Origin of the sequence: Paracoccus sp. (in: a-proteobacteria), assembly GCF_047605025.1 — a bacterium.
Lineage (GTDB): Bacteria > Pseudomonadota > Alphaproteobacteria > Rhodobacterales > Rhodobacteraceae > Paracoccus.
Map to the genome: position 1 here is coordinate 1 of NZ_JASGGO010000004.1, position 17,842 is coordinate 17,842.

A 17,842-nucleotide genomic window follows, 5' to 3' on the forward strand; every position below is an offset into this window, starting at 1 on the left:
CCAATCCTTGAGCTTGCCGGACATGTTCTCGATCCGGTAGCGGCGCTTGTCGTGCTTGATGGGCGTCTTGCGGTTCTTCCGGCCCGGAATGCAGACCTTCATCCCTTTGTCTTTCAAGGCTTCCCTGAACCAGTCGGCGTCGTAACCCCGATCAGCCAGGAGCCAGTCGGCCTTGGGCAGACTGCCGAGCAAGGCCATGGCGCCGGTGTAGCCGCTGACCTGTCCAGCCGTCATGAAGAAACGGATGGGTCGCCCCTGCGCATCGGTCACGGCGTGCAGCTTGGTGTTCATGCCGCCTTTCGTGCGGCCGATCAGGCGCCCGCGCCCCCTTTTTTGAGCCGCAGGCTGGATGACGTCGGTGCGCTTTCAGATGGGTCGCATCAATCATGATCGTCGTCCGGTCCGGAGCCTCCGGAGCCAGCCCCTCCATCATCCGGGCGAAGCCCCCAAGGGGGCTTTTCTCGTTTGGGCTTGAAGCATTACCGGGTCATCACCGTGAAGGAAATCGCCCGAGTTGACGGTAACCAGCCGCTGCCCGCGCAGAACAGACAGGGCCGCCCCCAAGAGCAGCCCTTTTCCTATCTCCGACTGCCTATCCCCGCCCGCCCCCCGCCCGGCGCGTCGACAGCAGCAAATTCGTTTCCGAAGTCGCAACACCAGATAGATCGCGGATCCGGCGCAGCACATCGTCGAACTCGGCCAGGGACTCGGTCGCCAACTCGACGATCAGATCCCATTTGCCGTTCGTCGAATGCACCGCCTTTACGGCGGGCATGCCGGTCAGGCGCGCCATGATGCGGTCGGCGCCCCGCCCCTCGATCCCGATCAGCATCAGCCCGCGCACCGGCGCCTCGGACAGGTCCGACCGCGTCAGGGCGGTGAAGCCCACGATCTCGCCCTCGGCCTTCAACCGCTCCAGGCGGCTGCGGATGGTGGCCCGGCTGGCCCCCAGACGATCCGCCAGATCCGAGATTCCCGCGCGCCCGTCGCGCCGCAGCTCGGCCATCAGTCGCTGATCCAGATCGTCCATAATGGGCTATTACACTTTTCATATTGGTCATATGACTACGCAAATTAGCCGATAATCCGCTTGATGTCACCCCTACCCCCCGCCATCCTTGCCCCGCAAAGGAGAGCAGGATGACAAAGATTACGCTCGTTGGGGCGCCCGTCGATAGCGGCCAGCGCCGCCCGGGATGCCTGATGGGTCCGGCGGCCTATCGCGTGGCAGGCATTGCCACGACCCTGGCCGAGATGGGGCATGAGGTTCAGGACCTGGGCGATCTGCGCCTGAAGGCGCTGCCCCAGGCCAAATGTGCGAACCCGGTGGTCGATCAACTGCCGCAGACGCTGGCCTGGACGGCGGCGCTGCGCGAGACGGTCGGTGACGCGCTGGACCAGGGCCGGATGCCTCTGGTTCTGGGCGGCGATCACAGCCTGGCGCTTGGCACGGTGGCCGGGGCGGCGGAACATGCCGCGCGCCAGGACCGGCCGCTGTTCCTGCTATGGCTGGACGCGCATAGCGACTATCACACCCCGCGCACCACGATCAGCGGCAACCTGCACGGCACGCCCGTCGCCTATGTCGCGGGCCGCCCGGATTTCGAGGCATTCCCGCCCTTTCCCGCGCCGGTCCCGCAGCGGCGGATCTGCCTTTTCGGCATCCGCTCGGTCGATCCGGCCGAGCATGCCGCACTGCTGGAATCGGAAATCCGCATGAACGACATGCGCGTTCTGGACGAACGTGGCGTCATAGCCCCCCTGCGCGACTTCCTGGACGAAGTGCGGGCCGAGGACGGGATGCTGCATGTCAGCCTTGACGTGGATTTCCTGGACCCCTCGATCGCGCCCGCCGTGGGCACCACGGTTCCCGGCGGCGCCACCTTCCGCGAGGCGCATCTGGTCTGCGAGCTTCTGCACGAATCCGGGCTGATGACCTCGCTGGATCTGGTGGAACTGAACCCCTTCCTGGATGTCCGCGGCCGCACCGCGAAACTGATGGTCGACCTGGCCGGCTCGCTGATGGGCAAGAAGGTCTTTGATCGTCCCACCCGCAGCTTCAACTGAGTATCCTGTCATGCTGAAACCTTCCCAACAGGCATTCCTGCCCTTCGTCAGCGTCGAGAACATGCTGCGCCTGGTGCTGCATGTCGGCGTCGAGCAGATGATGACCGACCTGGCAACCGAGATCGAGGCCGACTTCCGCCGCTGGCCGCTGTTCGACAAGACCCCGCGCCTGGCCAGCCACTCCGATATCGGGGTGATCGAGTTGATGCCGACCTCGGACGGGGAAACCTATGGCTTCAAATATGTCAACGGCCACCCCTCGAACACCAAGCGGGGCTTGCAGACGGTGACGGCCTTCGGGCTTCTGGCCGATGTGGCGACGGGCTATCCGGTCATGCTGTCCGAGATGACCATCCTGACCGCGCTGCGCACCGCCGCGACCAGCGCCATGGCCGCGAAATGGCTGGCGCCCAGGGATTCGCGGGTGATGGCGATGATCGGCAACGGCGCTCAGGCCGAGTTCCAGGCCCTGGCCATGAAGGCCGTTTGCGGCATCGAGGAGGTGCGGCTTTACGACATCGACCCCGCGGCGACGGAAAAATGCGCTCGCAATCTGACCGGGCGCGGCCTGACCGTCACCCCCTGCCGGACCGCCGAAGAGGCCATCCTGGGCGCGCAGATCGTCACGACCTGCACCGCCGACAAGCAGCTTGCGACCATCCTGACCGACAACATGATCGGCCAGGGCGTTCATCTGAACGCGGTCGGCGGCGACTGCCCCGGCAAGACCGAACTGCATCGCGACATCCTTCTGCGCTCGGGCATCTTTGTCGAATATCCGCCCCAGACCCGGATCGAGGGCGAGATCCAGCAGCTTGCCCCCGACCATCCCGTGACCGAGTTGTGGCAGGTCATCCTGGGCCAGGCGCCGGGCCGCACCGATGCGCGCCAGATCACGCTTTTCGACAGCGTGGGCTTCGCCATCGAGGATTTCAGCGCCCTGCGCTATGTCCATTTGCGGTTGACCGAGTCGGGACTTTACCAGAACCTGGACATGATCGCCGACCCCGACGATCCGCGCGATCTTTTCGGCATGATCCTGCGGGCCGGAACCGCCTGACCCTTGCCCCTGGCACGGATTGGCCGCAAGCCGGGCCAACCCGTCCCGAACAGCCCAAGGCGCCGCATGTCCCCTGTTTTCCCCGGTATCCGCATCGAAACGGCGGAATTGCGCATCGTCCGCCTGCCGCTGCTGACGCCCTTCGTCATCTCGACCGGCACGATGACCGAGAAGGTCTTTCCGCTGCTGACCCTGCGCGCCGAGGGAATCGAGGGCCATGCCGAGGGCGTCATGGACCCGCTGCCGGACTATCTTGAGGAAACGCAGGCCGCAGCCCTTGCCTTCCTGCGCCAGGCGCTGCTGCCCCAGGTGATCGGGCGGCGGTTCGACAGCCCCGCCCAGCTTGGGCCGCTGCTGGCCCCCTGGCGCGGTCACCGCATGGCCAAGGCCATGGTCGAGATGGCGCTGTGGGATCTTTGGGCCAAGGCGCTGAACCTGCCGCTTTCAGCGGCGCTTGGCGGGGTCCGCGACCGCGTCGAGGTCGGCGTCAGCCTGGGCATCGCCGACATCCCCACGACAATAGCCCGCGTCGGCGCCGCGCTTGAGGCGGGCTATCGGCGCATCAAGCTGAAAATCCGCCGCGGCCATGACCTGGCGCTTCTTGCCGCCGTCCGCGCCGAATATCCCGATGCCAGGCTGACGGTCGATGCCAATGCCGATTACCGCCTGGGCGATCTGGCGGTGCTGAAGGCGATGGACGGGTTCGCGCTGGACTATATCGAGCAGCCGCTGGCCTTCGACGATTTCATCGACCACGCCCAGATGCAGCGCCACCTGGTGACCGCGCTTTGCCTGGACGAAAGCATCCGCTCGGCCGGCGACGCGCGCAAGGCGCTGGTCGCGGGCGCGGGCCGGGTGATCAACATCAAGGTGGGCCGCGTCGGAGGCTTCGCCGAGGCCCGCGCCATCCACGACCTTTGCGCGGCCTTCGACGTGCCGGTCTGGTGCGGGGGCATGCTGGAATCCGGCATCGGAAGGGCGCAGAACATCCACCTGGCCAGCCTGCAAAACTTCTTGAAACCGGGCGACATCTCATCGGCAAGTCGCTATTTCAAAAGGGATATAGTCGAGCAGCCTCTTGAGGCCGAAAATGGCCTGATCGCGGTGCCGCGCCATGGGCCGGGCCTGGGCGTGACGCTGGACCGGCCCTTCCTGGACAGCGTTTCCTCGGCCGCCGAGATGATCCGCGCATGAGCCGGCCCATCCTGCGCGAACTGGCCTCTCGGGCCGAGTTGAAACATTCCGAGGATCTGCAACGCGCCGTCTGGGGCAAGAACGATCCGGCCGACAATGCCGACCTGATGCTGGCGATCCAGCATGAAGGGGGGCTGGTCGCCGGGGCCTTCCTGGACGGGCGGATGCTGGGCTTCCTGTTCGCCTTTCCCAGCGCCGCGCCGGGCATCCAGCATTCGCACCGGCTGGCCGTGCTGCCCGAGGCGCGGGGTCTGAAGCTGGGCCTGCGGCTGAAATGGTTCCAGCGCGACTGGTGCCTTGCGCGTGGGATCACGCTTGTGCGCTGGACCTACGATCCCTTGCGCGCGGTGAATGCCGGCCTGAACATCTCGGCCCTGGGTGGCACTTGCGGGACCTATCTCGAAGACTATTACGGCGCGATGCAGGGGATCAACGCGGGCCTGCCCTCGGACCGGCTGCGGGTGGACTGGCGGCTGGACGCGCCGCATGTCGCGGCCCTGGCGGCGGGCGCGGCGCCCGCGCCCCATCATCATCATGTCCTGCGCCTGCCCATCCCCCGCGATCTGGACGCCCTGCTGGCCCAGGATCCGGCGCAGGCGCTGGACCGGCGCCTGACGCTGCGCGCGGCGCTGCGCGATGCCTTCGCCCAGGGCCTTCGCATCACCGGCTTCGACCGCGACGGCCCAGCCTATCTGCTGGGACCGGACATGAACCCGCCCGCCGGGACTTGAACGCCCGCCCGCCGGCCCCATATGGCGGGGGCGGGCCGGGCCCCTCTGACGTGCAAGCACGCCATGTCGGACCGCATCGAGAGCATCTCGATGGCAGCCCGGCAGCTTGTTGGCAGACCTCGCGATGCCGTTCGCGCAAACGCATGAGGTCTGACGACATATGGAAATTCTGCTGATACTGTTCATGGGCAAGCCGCTTTGGATGTGGCTTTTGTTCATCGGCCTGGTCGCGGCGCTGCTGGCCTTCGACCTGGGCGTGCTGCACAAGGGCGGCGACCACCAGATCGGGGTGGCGCAAAGCCTGCGCCTCTCGGCGATGTATATCCTGCTGGGCCTGGGCTTTTCGGGCTTCGTCTATTGGCAGATGGGCTGGGAGCCGACGGCGGATTACCTGACCGCCTTCGTGGTCGAAAAGACCCTGGCCATGGACAACGTATTTGTCATCGCGCTGATCTTCGGGTTCTTCGCGGTGCCGCGCCAGTATCAGCACCGGGTGCTGTTCTGGGGCATCCTGGGCGTGATCGTGCTGCGCGGGATCATGATCGGCCTGGGCGCCGGCATCATCGCGAACTACCATTGGGTGCTTTATATCTTCGCGCTGTTTCTGGCCTTTACCGGCGTCAAGATGCTGTTCGTCGGCGAGCAGGCGCCGGACCTGTCCCGGAACCCCGTGCTAAAATTCATCAAGCGCCGCTTTCGCGTGACCGATCAACTGCACGGCAACGCCTTCATGGTCAAGCGCCCCGACCCCTCGGGCCGGCCGCGCCGCCATGCGACGCCGCTTCTGCTGGCGCTGGTCCTGATCGAGATCGCGGACCTGGTCTTCGCGGTCGACTCGGTCCCGGCGGTCTTCACCATCACCACCGATCCCTATATCGTCTATACCTCGAACATCTTCGCGATCCTGGGCCTGCGGGCGCTGTATTTCGCGCTGGCGGCGATCCTGCACCGCTTCGCCTATCTGAAATACGCGCTGTCCGCGCTGCTGATCTTCATCGGCTCCAAGATCTTCGTGGCGGATCTGATGGGCTGGCAGAAATTCCCGCCAAGCTGGTCCTTGGGCATCACCTTCGCCATCCTGGGCGCGGGCGTGCTGTTCTCGGTCTGGAAGACCAGGGGCCAGGCGGCGGCCTGACCCCCGGCAATGCTCAAAGCGAGATGCGGAAGCGCGAGAAGCCGCCTTCGCCCTCGCCCGCCTCCTCGATCTTCAGGCCCCGCGCGCGCACGGCCTCCAGATAGTCGCGCGCCTTGGGGCCTGTCTCGAAGATGACGGTGGTGCCCTCCATCGGGGCGAAGCGCCAGTTCGCATCCGCCGAGGGCGAGATCGTCCCCTGCTCGCGCACATAGCGCAAAAGCACGTCGCGGTTGGTGTCGGGGGCGGCCAGCACCACCGTGCTGCCGTCCGCGCCCGGAAACTTGCCCCCGCCCGAGGCACGGTAATTGTTCGTCGCGATGATGAACTCCTCGGCCGGATCCAGGGCGATGCCGTGATAGGTCAGGTCGCGGATGCGGCTGGCCTCGGGGTTGATCACGCCCCCCTCGGCCGGGTCGTATTTCGAGGGCTGGCTCAGGTCGATGACATAGCTGACCCCGTCGATCGTATCGAAATTATAGGCCGGGAAATCGGCGTTCAGCAGCGGCGCGTCCTGGGCGCCGGGCGTAATCTGGTTGAACATGCCCGCCGCGCGCTCAAGCCATTCCTTGACATCGCCGCCCTTCACCCGCACCGCCTGCAAGGTGTTGGGATAAAGATACAGATCGGCCAGGTTCTTGATCGCCAGAGGCCCCGCCGCGACATCGGTATAGTAATCCGGGCCGCCCCGGCCCCCGGCCTTGAAGGGCGCGGCGGCCGACAGGATCGGCAGGCCCTCGTGCTTGCCGCCCTTCAGCATCTCGGCCACATACCAAAGCTGCGCCAGCGACACGATCTGGACCGAGGGATCGTCGGCCACCTGGGCGAAATAGCTGTAAAGCGGCGCATCGGTCATGCCGACCTCGGCCCGGACATATTCCAGCGTCTGCTCATGACCCTGCCGGGCGGCGTCCAGCACGGCCTGCACATCGCCCACCGTCGGGGTGATCTTGCGATCCTCGCCGCGCAGATAGATCGGCCGCACTTCCGAGGCGCCTTCGACGATCTTCCAGCCCGCGCCGTCATGTTCCAGCATCAGATCGATCAGCCCCATATGCGAGCCCCAGAAGCCCGCCATCACCGCCGGCTTGCCCTTGATCCGGCCGGTCGCGGGGTCCAGCCCCTCGCCCTCGTAATCGTCGCCCGGCCAGACGCGATGCGCGTGGCCCATGACGATGGCGTCGATCCCCTCGACATCGGCCAGATGATACGAGGCGTTCTCCATCCCCGGCGCGTAGGGATCGGTCGAGACGCCGGAATGCGACAGCGCCACGACCAGATCCACCCCCTCGGCCCGCAGCTTCGGCACCCAGGCGCGGGCGGCCTCGACGATGTCGCGGGTCTGGAAATGGCCCGCCAGATGGCCCGCGTCCCATTGCATGATCTGGGGCGGCACGAAGCCGATCAGGCCGATGCGGATCGGCCGCGTCTGGCCCGAACCATCGGCAAGCTGACGCTCAAGAACGACATAGGGCTGGAAGAACAGATCATCCTGCGTGGGATCGGCCCCCAGCCCGCGCGCGAAATTGGCGCAGACCAGAGGGCGATTCGTGGTCTGGTTCACATGCTCCAGAAACGGGATGCCATAGTTGAATTCATGGTTTCCGACCGTGCCGGCATCGTAATCCAGTTCGTTCATCGCGGCGATGACGGGATGCACGTCGCCGGGCTTCATGCCCCGGCGATAGGCGATGAAATCGCCCAAGGGGTTGCCTTGCAGATAATCGCCATTGTCGACCAGGATCGAATTCGTGGCCTCGGCCCGGATCGCCTGGATCAGGCTTGCCGTGCGCGACAGGCCCACCGTGTCGTTTTCCTTATCGGCGTAATAATCATAGGGATAGACGTGGCAATGCACGTCAGTGGTGGACAGGATGCGCAGATGCGCCTGTCCCGCCTGCGCCCGGACCGAGAAGGGATGCATCGCCGCAAGCGTCGCCCCTGCCGAGCCGATCAGGAAATGGCGGCGTGAAATGGTCATCCTGGTTCTCTCCTGCTGCTATGCGGTCAGGATAAGGGCAGCGAAGGCCGGGATGCAACTTCAAGGCGGCGCGGCAGGGCGGTATCGCGCCGATTGCCGCCCGCCCCCGCTGGCTCCATGATGCCGCCATGATCTGGGCCAGATAGGGCATGACTGGCGACCGGCCCGCGTCACCATGGCGAAATACCGCCCGAGCAGGCTTTGTCCCCATGTCGTGGTCAAGGCTATGAAGGTCATGGGCTACGGTCACATTGGGGGCGGTCACGTCGAGGGCGACCATGCCCATGCCCATGCCCTGCCGCAAGACCCGCTGAATGGCATCCGATAGGGTCCGGGCAGCGTGACCCGCCTGGATATGTCGCGCGGCGCGGCTGCGACCGGACGCCGCGCCGACCCGCATGCGTGCCGGGACTGAACAGCTAGGGCTCCTCGGCCGTCCGATTGGCCAGTTCGCCTTCCAGCGCGCTGACGAAATCGGGGAAGCTTTCGGCGAAGGCGGCGCGCTTCTGATCGGGCCAGTCGCCGACGATGGCGACCAAAAGCTCATACTTGACCTTCTGCATCTCGGCGAAGATGCGGTCGCCCGTGTCGCTGCGGCGAAGCACGGCGCGGCGGGCATCGTCCTGAGCCGCCTCGCGCAGCAGGAAGCCCTGCTGCACCAGATCCGCGATCAGCCGGCTGGCGCGCGAAGGATCGATGCGCAGATAGCGCGCGATATCGCCGACCGAGACCTCTTCGGTCACAACCATGACCCGCTGCACCGCAGAAGGCTCGCGCCCCGGCACGAGGCTCAGCACATCCAGATCCGAGATGTCCAGGCTGGGCGCCACATTGGCCAGCGCGATGCGGCTGATCACCCGCCGCCCGACCAGAATGCGAAACCGCCCCATGGCCGAGGATATCCGCTCGATCTCGTGCTCGCCTGCCCCAGTCATGGCCGCCTCCATAAATATGCTGTTGACATATATTCTTATGGGACATATACACGCGCGATACTGGCGCGAGGCGCCCCTTTCCGCGCCATTTCTCCTACGCTTTTCCTTCGCGCCCCATAAAGTCTGCGCCGATGCCACATACAAATCAAGCTTTTCGGGACCCTTCGGGGCTGACGCAATCGCGCCGCATGGTCATTTTCAGTTTTCTGATGCTCAGCATGTTCATGGCGACGCTGGACATGCAGGTGGTCTCGACCGCGCTGCCCACCATTGTCGGCGAATTCGGCGCGGTCGAGCGTTTCGGCTGGATCGGCTCGGCCTATCTGCTGGCGCAAAGCGCGATCATGCCGGTCTATGGCAAGCTGGGCGACCTGTTCGGGCGCAAATATGTGATGATCTTCGCGGTGGCGCTGTTCACGCTGGGCTCGGTCCTGTGCGGCATGGCCTGGTCGATGGCAAGCCTGATCGCCGCGCGCGCCTTCCAGGGGCTGGGGGCAGGCGGCATCATGGTCTCGATCTTCTCGATCAACGCGGATCTGTTCGCCCCGCGCGAAAGAGCAAAATATCAAAGCTTTGCAAGCCTGGTGCTGATGGCGTCGGGCGCGGTCGGGCCGACTCTGGGCGGCACGATGAGCCAGTATCTGGGCTGGCGCTCGATCTTCCTGATCAACCTGCCCATCGGCATCCTGGCGGTGGCGGGGCTGGCGCTGCTGCTGCCCTATCGCCGCCCCGAGCGTCAGCCCCGCATCGACTATAAGGGTGCCGCGACGCTGGCCCTGGCTATCGCCGGGATCGTGCTTTGGGCCGACAGCCAGTCGCTTTTCGGCTCGCTTCTGGCGCCCACCGCGCTGGCCCTGCCGGCGATCTCGGCCCTGGCGCTGACCCTTTGGCTGCGGATCGAGCGCCGCGCGCCCGAGCCGATCATCCCGCCGCACCTTTTCGCGGACCGCAATTTCGCGCTGTTGCTGATCGTCGCGGCCACCAGCGGCGGCATCGGTATCGGCATGGTGAACTATCACGCGCTGTTTCTGCAAATGACCACGGGCCTGTCGCCGGCCTCGGCGGGGCTGTTCTTCATCGCCGTGACGGGCGGGATCGCCCTCGGCTCGTTGACGGCGGGGCGGCTGATCGCGGCCACGGGGCGCTACAAGCCGTGGATGGTGATCGGGCAGGGCCTGGCGATTCTGTGCCTGTTCGGGCTGTCCTTGCTGCGGCAGGGGGTGCCTTTCTGGATCATCGCGGCGCTGCTGCTGTGCCAGGGCATCGCCATCGGCCTGGGACAGCAGGGTCCGGTGATCGGCGTCCAGGTCAGCGCGCCAAGCCGCGACGTGGGGGCGGCGACGGGCGCGGTGACGCTGGCCCGGATGGGGGGCGCCTCGCTTGCGATCTCGGTCTATGGCGCGATCCTGACGGATCGGCTGACCGCCGCCCATATCGAGGGCGCGGGCGACATGGCGCAGGTGACGCCCGACCGGATGGCCGCGCTGCCCGCGCCGCTGCACCAGGCGGTCGCGGCCGCCTATGGCGGGGCCTTCGCCTGGGTCTATCTGGCCGCCGTGTTGATCACCGCCCTGGGCTTTCTGGCCGCGGTCCTGCTGCGCCCGGCACGGCTGGCCCCCACAATGCCCGAGCAGCAGCCCGGCAACCAGGCCGAACCAACCCCGGCGGCGGCCCAGGCCATCTAGAAAACACCTTACATATCAGATGCAATATGTTGCATCTGAACATTTTTATTCCGCCACGCAATCGGCATAGTGATGCACTCGTCCGTCGGGGCCGATCTCTTGCACCAGACCGTGGATGTCGGTCTCGAACCCCGGACATTCGCGGGCGAATTCGCGGTTGAAGCGCAGATATTGCACGATCTTGGCGTTGAATACCTCGCCCGGAATCAGCAGCGGAATGCCCGGAGGATAGGGCGTCACCAGGCTGGTGGTGATGCGCCCCTCAAGCTCGTCGATGGCGACACGCTCGGTCGTGCGGCGCGCGATATGCGAAAACGCCTCGCTGGGCTTCATCGCCGGGGTCAGGTCGCTTAGATACATCTCGGTGGACAGGATCGCCACGTCGTATTTGGCGTAAAGCGCATGGACATGCTGGCACAGGTCGCGCAGGCCCATCTGTTCATAGCGCGGCTGCTTCTGGCAGAATTCCGGCATGATCCGCCACATCGGCTGGTTCTTGGCGTAATCGTCCTTGAACTGCTGAAGCGCGGCCAGAAGCGTGTTCCAGCGGCTCTTGGTGATGCCGATGGTGAACATGATGAAAAAGCTGTAAAGCCCCGTCTTCTCGACCACCACGCCATGCTCGGCCAGGTATTTGGTGACGATGCTGGCGGGAATGCCCCAATCCTCGAAGCGGCCGTCGATGTTCAGACCGGGAGTGATGATCGTGGCCTTGATCGGATCCAGCATGTTGAAGCCGGGCGCCATGTCGCCGAAGCCGTGCCAGGCATCCTCGCCGTCGCGCTGAACGCCATCGGCATCGGTGCGGCGCAGAACCCAGTCCTTGGTGCGGCCGATGCCCTCCTCCTCAAGCTCATCCGGCCCCCAGACCTTGAACCACCAATCCTCCTCTCCGAATTCGTCATCGACCTTGCGCATGGCGCGGCGGAAATCCAGCGCCTCAAGGATCGATTCCTCGACCAGCGCGGTCCCGCCGGGCGGCTCCATCATCGCGGCGGCCACGTCGCAACTGGCGATGATCGAATATTGCGGACTGGTCGAGGTGTGCATCAGGTAGGATTCGTTGAACAGATGCCGGTCCAGCTTGATCGACTGACTGTCCTGGACCAGCACATGGCTGGCCTGGCTGATCCCGGCCAGCAGCTTGTGGATCGACTGCGTGGCATAGGTCACGGAATGCCGCGTGCGGGCGCGCTTGCGGCCCATCGCGTGATAGCTGCCGTAGAACGGATGAAACGCGGCATGGGGCAGCCATGCCTCGTCGAAATGCAGGTTCTCGACATAGCCGTCCAGCATGCCCTTGATCACCTCGGTATTGTAAAGCACGCCGTCATAGGTCGATTGCGTCAGCGTCAGGATGCGCGGCCTGACGGTCGCGGCATCCACCCCTTGCAGCAGGGGATTGGCGCGGATCTTGGCCTGGATCGTCTCGATCTCGAACTCGCTGTAGGGGATCGGGCCGATGATGCCGAAATGGTTGCGCGTGGGCTTCAGAAAGACCGGGATCGCGCCGGTCATGATGATCGAATGCAGGATCGACTTGTGGCAATTGCGGTCCACCACGACCACATCCCCCGGCGCCACGGTATGGTGCCAGACCATCTTGTTCGAGGTGCTGGTGCCATTGGTCACGAAAAAGCAGTGATCGGCGTTGAAGATCCGCGCCGCATTGCGTTCCGAAGCCCCGATGGCGCCATTATGTTCCAGAAGCTGGCCCAGTTCCTCGACCGCGTTGCAGACATCGGCGCGCAGCATGTTCTCGCCATAGAACTGGTGATACATCTGGCCGATGGGGCTTTTCAGAAAGGCGACCCCGCCCGAATGGCCCGGACAATGCCAGGAATAGGACCCGTCCTCGGCGTAATCCAGCAGCGCGCGAAAGAACGGGGGCTGGATCCCTTCCAGATAGGTCTTGGCCTCGCGGATGATATGGCGGGCGACGAATTCCGGCGTGTCCTCGAAGGCATGGATGAACCCGTGCAATTCGCGCAGGATGTCGTTGGGCAGGTGGCGCGAGGTCTTCGTCTCGCCATAGACATAGATCGGGACATCGGCATTCTTCCAGCGCACCTCCTCGATGAAGCTGCGCAGGTTGACGATCACCGGATCCAGTTCCGGGCCGGGGCTGAATTCCTCGTCGTCGATCGAGAGCACGAAGGCCGAGGCGCGTGACTGCTGCTGGGCGAATTGCGACAGATCGCCGAAGCTGGTCGCGCCCAGCACCTCGAATCCCTCGTCCTCGATGGCCTGCGCCAGCGCGCGGATGCCGAAGCCGGACGAGTTCTCGGAGCGGAAATCCTCATCGATGATGACGATGGGAAAGCGGAATTTCATGCGTTCCTCCTGAGGGGACTTCCGGCGGAACGCGCTTGGCCCAAGGTGGTTACCGCCCGCGTCCGGTTTGGCTGCGTTTCTTTCCCCTGATGGCAGCGCCGTCAAGAGAGCCTGTCCCGCAAAGCGCGAGCGCGGCGGATCCTCCGCCTTGGCGTCATCCCCGATTCCGCCCATCCGCCCGAAAATCCGCCTTGTGGACGCCGATTTCTTGGGCAGTTTCGACCTGGACCAGGGAAAATCCCCTCGCGAGACATTTCATAAGTGAAATACTTCGCGATTGGTGCTAGGGTTGTTATGTTGCGCAGCACTCTCGCTGCCATTGTAACGGGAGGATCTGGGATGAAAAGCAACTCGTTCAAAATGGCGCTGAAGCGCGCCCTGATCGAAGAGCGGCAACGGCTGAAAGGCGCCAACGGCGTGCTCGAGGAAGAGCCCAAGGCCAAGTCGTCTGACATGAAGGGGTCGGCCTGACCACCTCTAGCGACATCAAGATTCGCCGGCGTCTGTTGACGGCGACCGGGGTTTCCAGGAAATCGGGCGGCGGGATCTTCCCGCCGCTTGCTTTTTCCCGGATAGCTCCAGACAGGATGCCCGGCAGGATGGACTTGACCATGACCCAGAACCCCGCGGCGGCCGCTGGCCGCTTCACTTTTCCCGACAGCGGCCTTTCGGTGAACCGGATGGGTTATGGCGCCATGCAACTGGCCGGTCCACATGTGTTCGGCCCGCCGAAAGACCCCGATGAGGCACTGGCCGTCCTGCGCGAGGCGGTGGCGCTGGGGGTCGATCACATCGACACCAGCGACTTCTACGGTCCCCATGTCACCAACGACTTGATCCGCCAGGCGCTGGCGCCCTATCCGACTGAACTGGTTCTGGTTACCAAGATCGGTGCCTGGCGCAACGACAAGGGCGACTGGATCCTGCAACGCGACGGCGACTTCCTGCGCCGCTCGGTCCAGGACAATCTGGACCGGCTGGACCTGCCACGGATGCCCATCGTCAACCTGCGCATGGGCGGACCCGAGGACGATATCGCCGCCCCCATGCGCGTCATGCGCGACATGCAGGAACAGGGTCTGATCGCCCATATCGGCATCAGCACCGTCAGCGCCGCGCAATTGCGCATCGCCCGCGACATCGCGCCGATCGTCTGCGTTCAGAACCATTACAACCTGGTCCATCGCCAGGACGACGCGATGATCGACGCGCTTGCCGCCGAGGGCATCGCCTACATCCCCTACTTCCCGCTGGGCGGCTTCACGCCGCTGCAATCCTCGGGGCTGGAACGGCTGGCCGCCGAAGCGGAAACCACGCCCCAGAAGCTGGCGCTGGCCTGGCTTCTGGCGCGCGGTCCGAACATCCTGCTGATCCCCGGCACCTCGTCGCGCCACCATCTGCGCGAGAATCTGGATGCGGCCAGCCTTACCCTTGCACCCGAGCAGTTGCGGGCACTGGACGGGCTGGCCGGCGCGGCCTAGGCGGTCACCGTCCTGCGCTTGCCCGCGCCGCTATGCAGCGGCTCGATCTCGGCCCGCCAAATACTGCGATCACGCCCCCGCATCAACTGACCCACCGCCGCGCGCGGCGCATGGGTCAGGATGCTCAGCGGGATACCGTTCAATCGCGGCACCTGGCCCGTGCGCAGGTCAACCAGCCGGACCGAAAAAAGCTCTCCCGTCTCGGGGCGGGCCAGGTCTGGGGCAACGGGGCTTTGAATCGTCATCGGCTTCTCCTGCATCGATGCGGGCAAGATACACGATTCGATCAGTCGACAAAACCCGTCTGTCCAAGGGGCACGCCGCCGCATCGGCCGAAAGACCCGGTTTTTGCCATCCGGCAACGGAAATTTTCTTCGCCATCCGCATAGGCGGAAAAACCATCTATCAGAGGGGGCAATTTAAAACGACCTTACCTATCGTCTTTTCTTCGGCGCGCCCCTATCTTGCATCTCATGGCGATAGCATCAGGAGTTCAGGCCATGTATCTCAAATCCGTCGAACGCAGCTCATTCCTGTCGGTCTCGGACATGGAAGGACGCTGGGGGCCATCGCTGACCAGCGGCGGAGCGGCAACGCGCGGCATGCTGGACCATCTGCGCGGCTTTGGCCAGCGCATGCTGGGCCTGAACCGCCAGCCGGTCGAGGTATCCCCCCGCCCCAGCGCGACCGCTTTGCTATATCCCGCGCGTCCCGGCCTTTTCACCATATGGGAGCGGCGCGCCATCGCGGCCTTCGCCGCGATCCTGAGCGGCCATGCGCGGCAGGCGCAATATATCGAATTGCTGGCCGACAGCCAGAAGGACGCGACAGGTCTGGGGTCCGAATGGATGTCCGGCAGCGACCTTAGCCAGGCCGTGCTGGCCGAGGCGCATCGCCTGCTGGAAGAGCCGCCCGCCCAGGCGCGCTATCGCATGCGCGACCAGTTGCGCGAAAGGCTGGGCGACCGGCTGGCGACCGCGCTGGAGCATACCTGGCGTCGGCTGCGGCAATCCGCCCCGGACGAGGCCCTGACCCTGCGGTTGTCGCGCGCGGGCTGGACCGACCCCGAGATCCGGGAGATGGACCAGATCATCGCCCTGCTGAAACCCCGCTCCCCGGCCTGGCATTAGGCCCTGCGATCCCGGCGGTCGCCTGCGATTGGGCAGGCGTCGCGGGGGGCAGGTGGGATGGGATTGTGGCGACGGTGATGGTATAAAGGCAAACAAACCCGCCCCCTGAATGCATTCGGGGGGCGGTGCGTTTGATCGATTCGGTATTTGACATCGTGTCGGCTTCGCCCCATCACCCTTGGATCGCCGCTCACCTTGCGGGCGGCATCCGCACAGCAGGAAAGTTACGCAATGCCAGCCTATCGCTCCCGGACCACCACGCATGGCCGCAATATGGCAGGGGCCCGTGGCCTCTGGCGTGCGACCGGCGTGAAGGACGGCGATTTCGGCAAGCCGATCATCGCCATCGTCAATTCCTTCACCCAATTCGTGCCCGGCCATGTCCATCTGAAGGACCTGGGCCAACTGGTCGCGCGCGAGGTCGAGGCGGCGGGCGGCATTGCCAAGGAGTTCAACACCATCGCCGTGGATGACGGCATCGCCATGGGCCATGACGGGATGCTTTACTCCCTGCCCTCGCGCGAGGTGATCGCGGATAGCGTGGAATATATGGTGAACGCGCATTGCGCCGATGCCATGGTCTGCATCAGCAATTGCGACAAGATCACCCCCGGCATGCTGAACGCGGCGATGCGGCTGAACATCCCCGCCATCTTCGTCTCGGGCGGACCGATGGAGGCCGGCAAGGTCGTCATGCATGGCAAGACCCATGCCCTGGACCTGGTGGATGCCATGGTCGCCGCCGCAGACGAAAACGTCTCGGACGAGGACGTGAAGGTGATCGAGCGTTCGGCCTGCCCGACCTGCGGCTCGTGCTCGGGCATGTTCACCGCGAATTCGATGAACTGCCTGACCGAGGCGCTGGGGCTGTCGCTGCCCGGAAACGGTTCGACCCTGGCCACCCATGCCGACCGCAAGCGGCTTTTCGTCGAGGCGGGGCATGTCGTCGTGGACCTGGCGAAGCGCTATTACGAACAGGACGATACCTCGGTTCTGCCGCGCAATGTGGCCAATAAGAAGGCGTTCGAAAACGCGATGTCGCTGGACATCGCCATGGGCGGCTCGACCAATACGGTGCTGCATATCCTGGCCGCCGCCTATGAGGGCGGGATCGATTTCGGCATGACCGATATCGACCAGCTCAGCCGCAAGGTGCCCTGCCTGGCAAAGGTCGCCCCCGCCAAGCAGGACGTGCATATGGAGGATGTCCACCGCGCCGGCGGCATCATGGCGATCCTGGGCCAGCTTGAGCGCGGCGGGCTGATCCATCGCGATACGCCCACGGTCCACAGCCCCACCCTGGGCGAGGCCATCGACCGCTGGGACATCAGCCGCACCGACAGCGAAACGGTGCATGACTTCTTCCGGGCCGCGCCGGGGGGAATTCCGACGCAGGTGGCCTTTTCGCAGCAGGCGCGCTGGGACACGCTGGACCTGGACCGGCAGAACGGCGTCATCCGCTCGGTCAACTCGCCCTTCACGGCGGATGGGGGCCTGGCGGTGCTGAAGGGCAATATCGCGCTGGACGGCTGCATCGTGAAGACGGCCGGCGTGGACGAGTCGATCCTGAAATTCACCGGCCCCGCCGTGGTCTATGAAAGCCAGGATGCGGCAGTCAGCGGCATTCTGGGCAAGAAGGTCCAGGCCGGCGACGTTGTGGTGATCCGCTATGAAGGCCCCAAGGGCGGGCCTGGAATGCAAGAGATGCTGTATCCGACCAGCTATCTGAAATCGCGCGGCCTGGGCAAGGCTTGCGCGCTGATCACGGACGGGCGCTTCTCGGGCGGAACCTCGGGCCTGTCGATCGGCCATGCCTCGCCCGAGGCCGCGCAGGGCGGCGCCATCGGCCTGGTGCGCGACGGCGACATCATCGAGATCGACATCCCGAACCGCACCATCAACCTGAAGCTCTCGGATCAGGAACTGGCCGCGCGCCGGGCAGAGCAGGACCGCCTGGGCTGGAAACCCGCCCAGCCGCGCAAGCGCAACGTCACCACGGCGCTGAAAGCCTATGCCGCTTTCGCAGCTTCGGCCGATAAGGGCGCGGTGCGCATCCTGCCGGAATAAGGCCCGCTATATCCGCTCAGGGCCCCGCCAGGACGCGGCGGGGCC

At 65.0% G+C, this 17,842-nt stretch carries 15 protein-coding genes and 1 pseudogene; 10 read left to right on the forward strand and 6 right to left on the reverse strand.

Annotation, left to right across the window (positions count from 1 at the left end; genetic code table 11):
- Together QM682_RS03700 and QM682_RS03705 are read right to left on the reverse strand one after the other, a co-directional pair.
- Positions 1 to 448: pseudogene (locus tag QM682_RS03700) on the reverse strand (IS5 family transposase); the annotation flags it as partial.
- A gap of 144 nt (positions 449 to 592) precedes the next feature.
- Complete coding sequence (locus QM682_RS03705) at positions 593 to 1,030, reverse strand: Lrp/AsnC family transcriptional regulator (RefSeq protein WP_415127221.1); 438 nt, start codon at positions 1,028 to 1,030, stop codon at positions 593 to 595.
- A 110-nt stretch (positions 1,031 to 1,140) separates the two neighbouring features.
- Here QM682_RS03705 and rocF point away from each other — a divergent pair, with 110 nt between their 5' ends.
- From rocF to QM682_RS03730, 5 genes are all read left to right on the forward strand, one after another.
- Positions 1,141 to 2,067, forward strand: coding sequence for an arginase (rocF, locus tag QM682_RS03710; protein ID WP_415127223.1), 927 nt, complete (start codon positions 1,141 to 1,143; stop codon positions 2,065 to 2,067).
- A 10-nt stretch (positions 2,068 to 2,077) separates the two neighbouring features.
- A complete protein-coding gene (locus tag QM682_RS03715; RefSeq protein WP_415127225.1) occupies positions 2,078 to 3,127 on the forward strand; it encodes an ornithine cyclodeaminase in 1,050 nt (349 codons plus the stop codon).
- Between the two features lie 66 nt (positions 3,128 to 3,193).
- On the forward strand, positions 3,194 to 4,321 hold the full coding sequence (menC, locus tag QM682_RS03720; protein ID WP_415127227.1) for an o-succinylbenzoate synthase: 1,128 nt from the start codon (positions 3,194 to 3,196) through the stop codon (positions 4,319 to 4,321).
- A complete protein-coding gene (locus tag QM682_RS03725; protein ID WP_415127229.1) occupies positions 4,318 to 5,052 on the forward strand; it encodes a GNAT family N-acetyltransferase in 735 nt (244 codons plus the stop codon). The genes menC and QM682_RS03725 overlap by 4 nt, the downstream gene beginning before the upstream one ends.
- A gap of 160 nt (positions 5,053 to 5,212) precedes the next feature.
- On the forward strand, positions 5,213 to 6,187 hold the full coding sequence (locus QM682_RS03730; protein WP_415127231.1) for a TerC family protein: 975 nt from the start codon (positions 5,213 to 5,215) through the stop codon (positions 6,185 to 6,187).
- A 13-nt stretch (positions 6,188 to 6,200) separates the two neighbouring features.
- Here QM682_RS03730 and QM682_RS03735 read toward each other — a convergent pair whose 3' ends face one another.
- On the reverse strand, positions 6,201 to 8,165 hold the full coding sequence (locus tag QM682_RS03735; protein ID WP_415127233.1) for a bifunctional 2',3'-cyclic-nucleotide 2'-phosphodiesterase/3'-nucleotidase: 1,965 nt from the start codon (positions 8,163 to 8,165) through the stop codon (positions 6,201 to 6,203).
- A 419-nt stretch (positions 8,166 to 8,584) separates the two neighbouring features.
- Positions 8,585 to 9,100, reverse strand: coding sequence for a MarR family winged helix-turn-helix transcriptional regulator (locus QM682_RS03740; RefSeq protein ID WP_415127235.1), 516 nt, complete (start codon positions 9,098 to 9,100; stop codon positions 8,585 to 8,587).
- A gap of 131 nt (positions 9,101 to 9,231) precedes the next feature.
- Here QM682_RS03740 and QM682_RS03745 point away from each other — a divergent pair, with 131 nt between their 5' ends.
- Positions 9,232 to 10,785, forward strand: coding sequence for an MDR family MFS transporter (locus QM682_RS03745; RefSeq protein ID WP_415127237.1), 1,554 nt, complete (start codon positions 9,232 to 9,234; stop codon positions 10,783 to 10,785).
- Positions 10,786 to 10,830: 45 nt separating this feature from the next.
- Here QM682_RS03745 and QM682_RS03750 read toward each other — a convergent pair whose 3' ends face one another.
- A complete protein-coding gene (locus tag QM682_RS03750) occupies positions 10,831 to 13,119 on the reverse strand; it encodes an Orn/Lys/Arg decarboxylase N-terminal domain-containing protein (RefSeq protein WP_415127239.1) in 2,289 nt (762 codons plus the stop codon).
- Positions 13,120 to 13,458: 339 nt separating this feature from the next.
- On the opposite strand from QM682_RS03750, the gene QM682_RS03755 reads away from it, so the two are divergent.
- Together QM682_RS03755 and QM682_RS03760 are read left to right on the forward strand one after the other, a co-directional pair.
- On the forward strand, positions 13,459 to 13,590 hold the full coding sequence (locus QM682_RS03755; protein WP_415127241.1) for a hypothetical protein: 132 nt from the start codon (positions 13,459 to 13,461) through the stop codon (positions 13,588 to 13,590).
- Positions 13,591 to 13,730: 140 nt separating this feature from the next.
- The gene (locus tag QM682_RS03760; protein ID WP_415127243.1) at positions 13,731 to 14,600 is read left to right on the forward strand and encodes an oxidoreductase; all 870 of its coding nucleotides are present in this window, start codon (positions 13,731 to 13,733) and stop codon (positions 14,598 to 14,600) included.
- Here the strand turns inward: QM682_RS03760 and QM682_RS03765 are convergent.
- Positions 14,597 to 14,845 carry a hypothetical protein gene (locus tag QM682_RS03765; protein ID WP_415127245.1) on the reverse strand — a complete coding sequence of 83 codons (249 nt, stop codon included), beginning with the start codon at positions 14,843 to 14,845 and terminating at the stop codon, positions 14,597 to 14,599. The two genes, QM682_RS03760 and QM682_RS03765, sit on opposite strands and share 4 nt — an antisense overlap.
- A gap of 255 nt (positions 14,846 to 15,100) precedes the next feature.
- Here QM682_RS03765 and QM682_RS03770 point away from each other — a divergent pair, with 255 nt between their 5' ends.
- Together QM682_RS03770 and ilvD are read left to right on the forward strand one after the other, a co-directional pair.
- Positions 15,101 to 15,730, forward strand: a complete 630-nt coding sequence (locus tag QM682_RS03770; protein ID WP_415127247.1) for a hypothetical protein — start codon at positions 15,101 to 15,103, stop codon at positions 15,728 to 15,730.
- 231 nt (positions 15,731 to 15,961) lie between these two features.
- Entirely contained in the window at positions 15,962 to 17,797 is a 1,836-nt protein-coding gene (gene ilvD / locus QM682_RS03775) for a dihydroxy-acid dehydratase (RefSeq protein WP_415127249.1), read from the forward strand.
- Positions 17,798 to 17,842: the final 45 nt, after the last annotated feature.

Excerpts from the sequence above, each read along its gene's own strand:
- QM682_RS03705 (WP_415127221.1), bottom strand. The coding sequence starts at position 1,030 with ATGGACGATCTGGATCAGCGACTGATGGCCGAGCTGCGGCGCGACGGG.
- rocF (WP_415127223.1), top strand. The coding sequence starts at position 1,141 with ATGACAAAGATTACGCTCGTTGGGGCGCCCGTCGATAGCGGCCAGCGC.
- QM682_RS03715 (WP_415127225.1), top strand. The coding sequence starts at position 2,078 with ATGCTGAAACCTTCCCAACAGGCATTCCTGCCCTTCGTCAGCGTCGAG.
- menC (WP_415127227.1), top strand. The coding sequence starts at position 3,194 with ATGTCCCCTGTTTTCCCCGGTATCCGCATCGAAACGGCGGAATTGCGC.
- QM682_RS03725 (WP_415127229.1), top strand. The coding sequence starts at position 4,318 with ATGAGCCGGCCCATCCTGCGCGAACTGGCCTCTCGGGCCGAGTTGAAA.
- QM682_RS03730 (WP_415127231.1), top strand. The coding sequence starts at position 5,213 with ATGGAAATTCTGCTGATACTGTTCATGGGCAAGCCGCTTTGGATGTGG.
- QM682_RS03735 (WP_415127233.1), bottom strand. The coding sequence starts at position 8,165 with ATGACCATTTCACGCCGCCATTTCCTGATCGGCTCGGCAGGGGCGACG.
- QM682_RS03740 (WP_415127235.1), bottom strand. The coding sequence starts at position 9,100 with ATGACTGGGGCAGGCGAGCACGAGATCGAGCGGATATCCTCGGCCATG.
- QM682_RS03745 (WP_415127237.1), top strand. The coding sequence starts at position 9,232 with ATGCCACATACAAATCAAGCTTTTCGGGACCCTTCGGGGCTGACGCAA.
- QM682_RS03750 (WP_415127239.1), bottom strand. The coding sequence starts at position 13,119 with ATGAAATTCCGCTTTCCCATCGTCATCATCGATGAGGATTTCCGCTCC.
- QM682_RS03755 (WP_415127241.1), top strand. The coding sequence starts at position 13,459 with ATGAAAAGCAACTCGTTCAAAATGGCGCTGAAGCGCGCCCTGATCGAA.
- QM682_RS03760 (WP_415127243.1), top strand. The coding sequence starts at position 13,731 with ATGACCCAGAACCCCGCGGCGGCCGCTGGCCGCTTCACTTTTCCCGAC.
- QM682_RS03765 (WP_415127245.1), bottom strand. The coding sequence starts at position 14,845 with ATGACGATTCAAAGCCCCGTTGCCCCAGACCTGGCCCGCCCCGAGACG.
- QM682_RS03770 (WP_415127247.1), top strand. The coding sequence starts at position 15,101 with ATGTATCTCAAATCCGTCGAACGCAGCTCATTCCTGTCGGTCTCGGAC.
- ilvD (WP_415127249.1), top strand. The coding sequence starts at position 15,962 with ATGCCAGCCTATCGCTCCCGGACCACCACGCATGGCCGCAATATGGCA.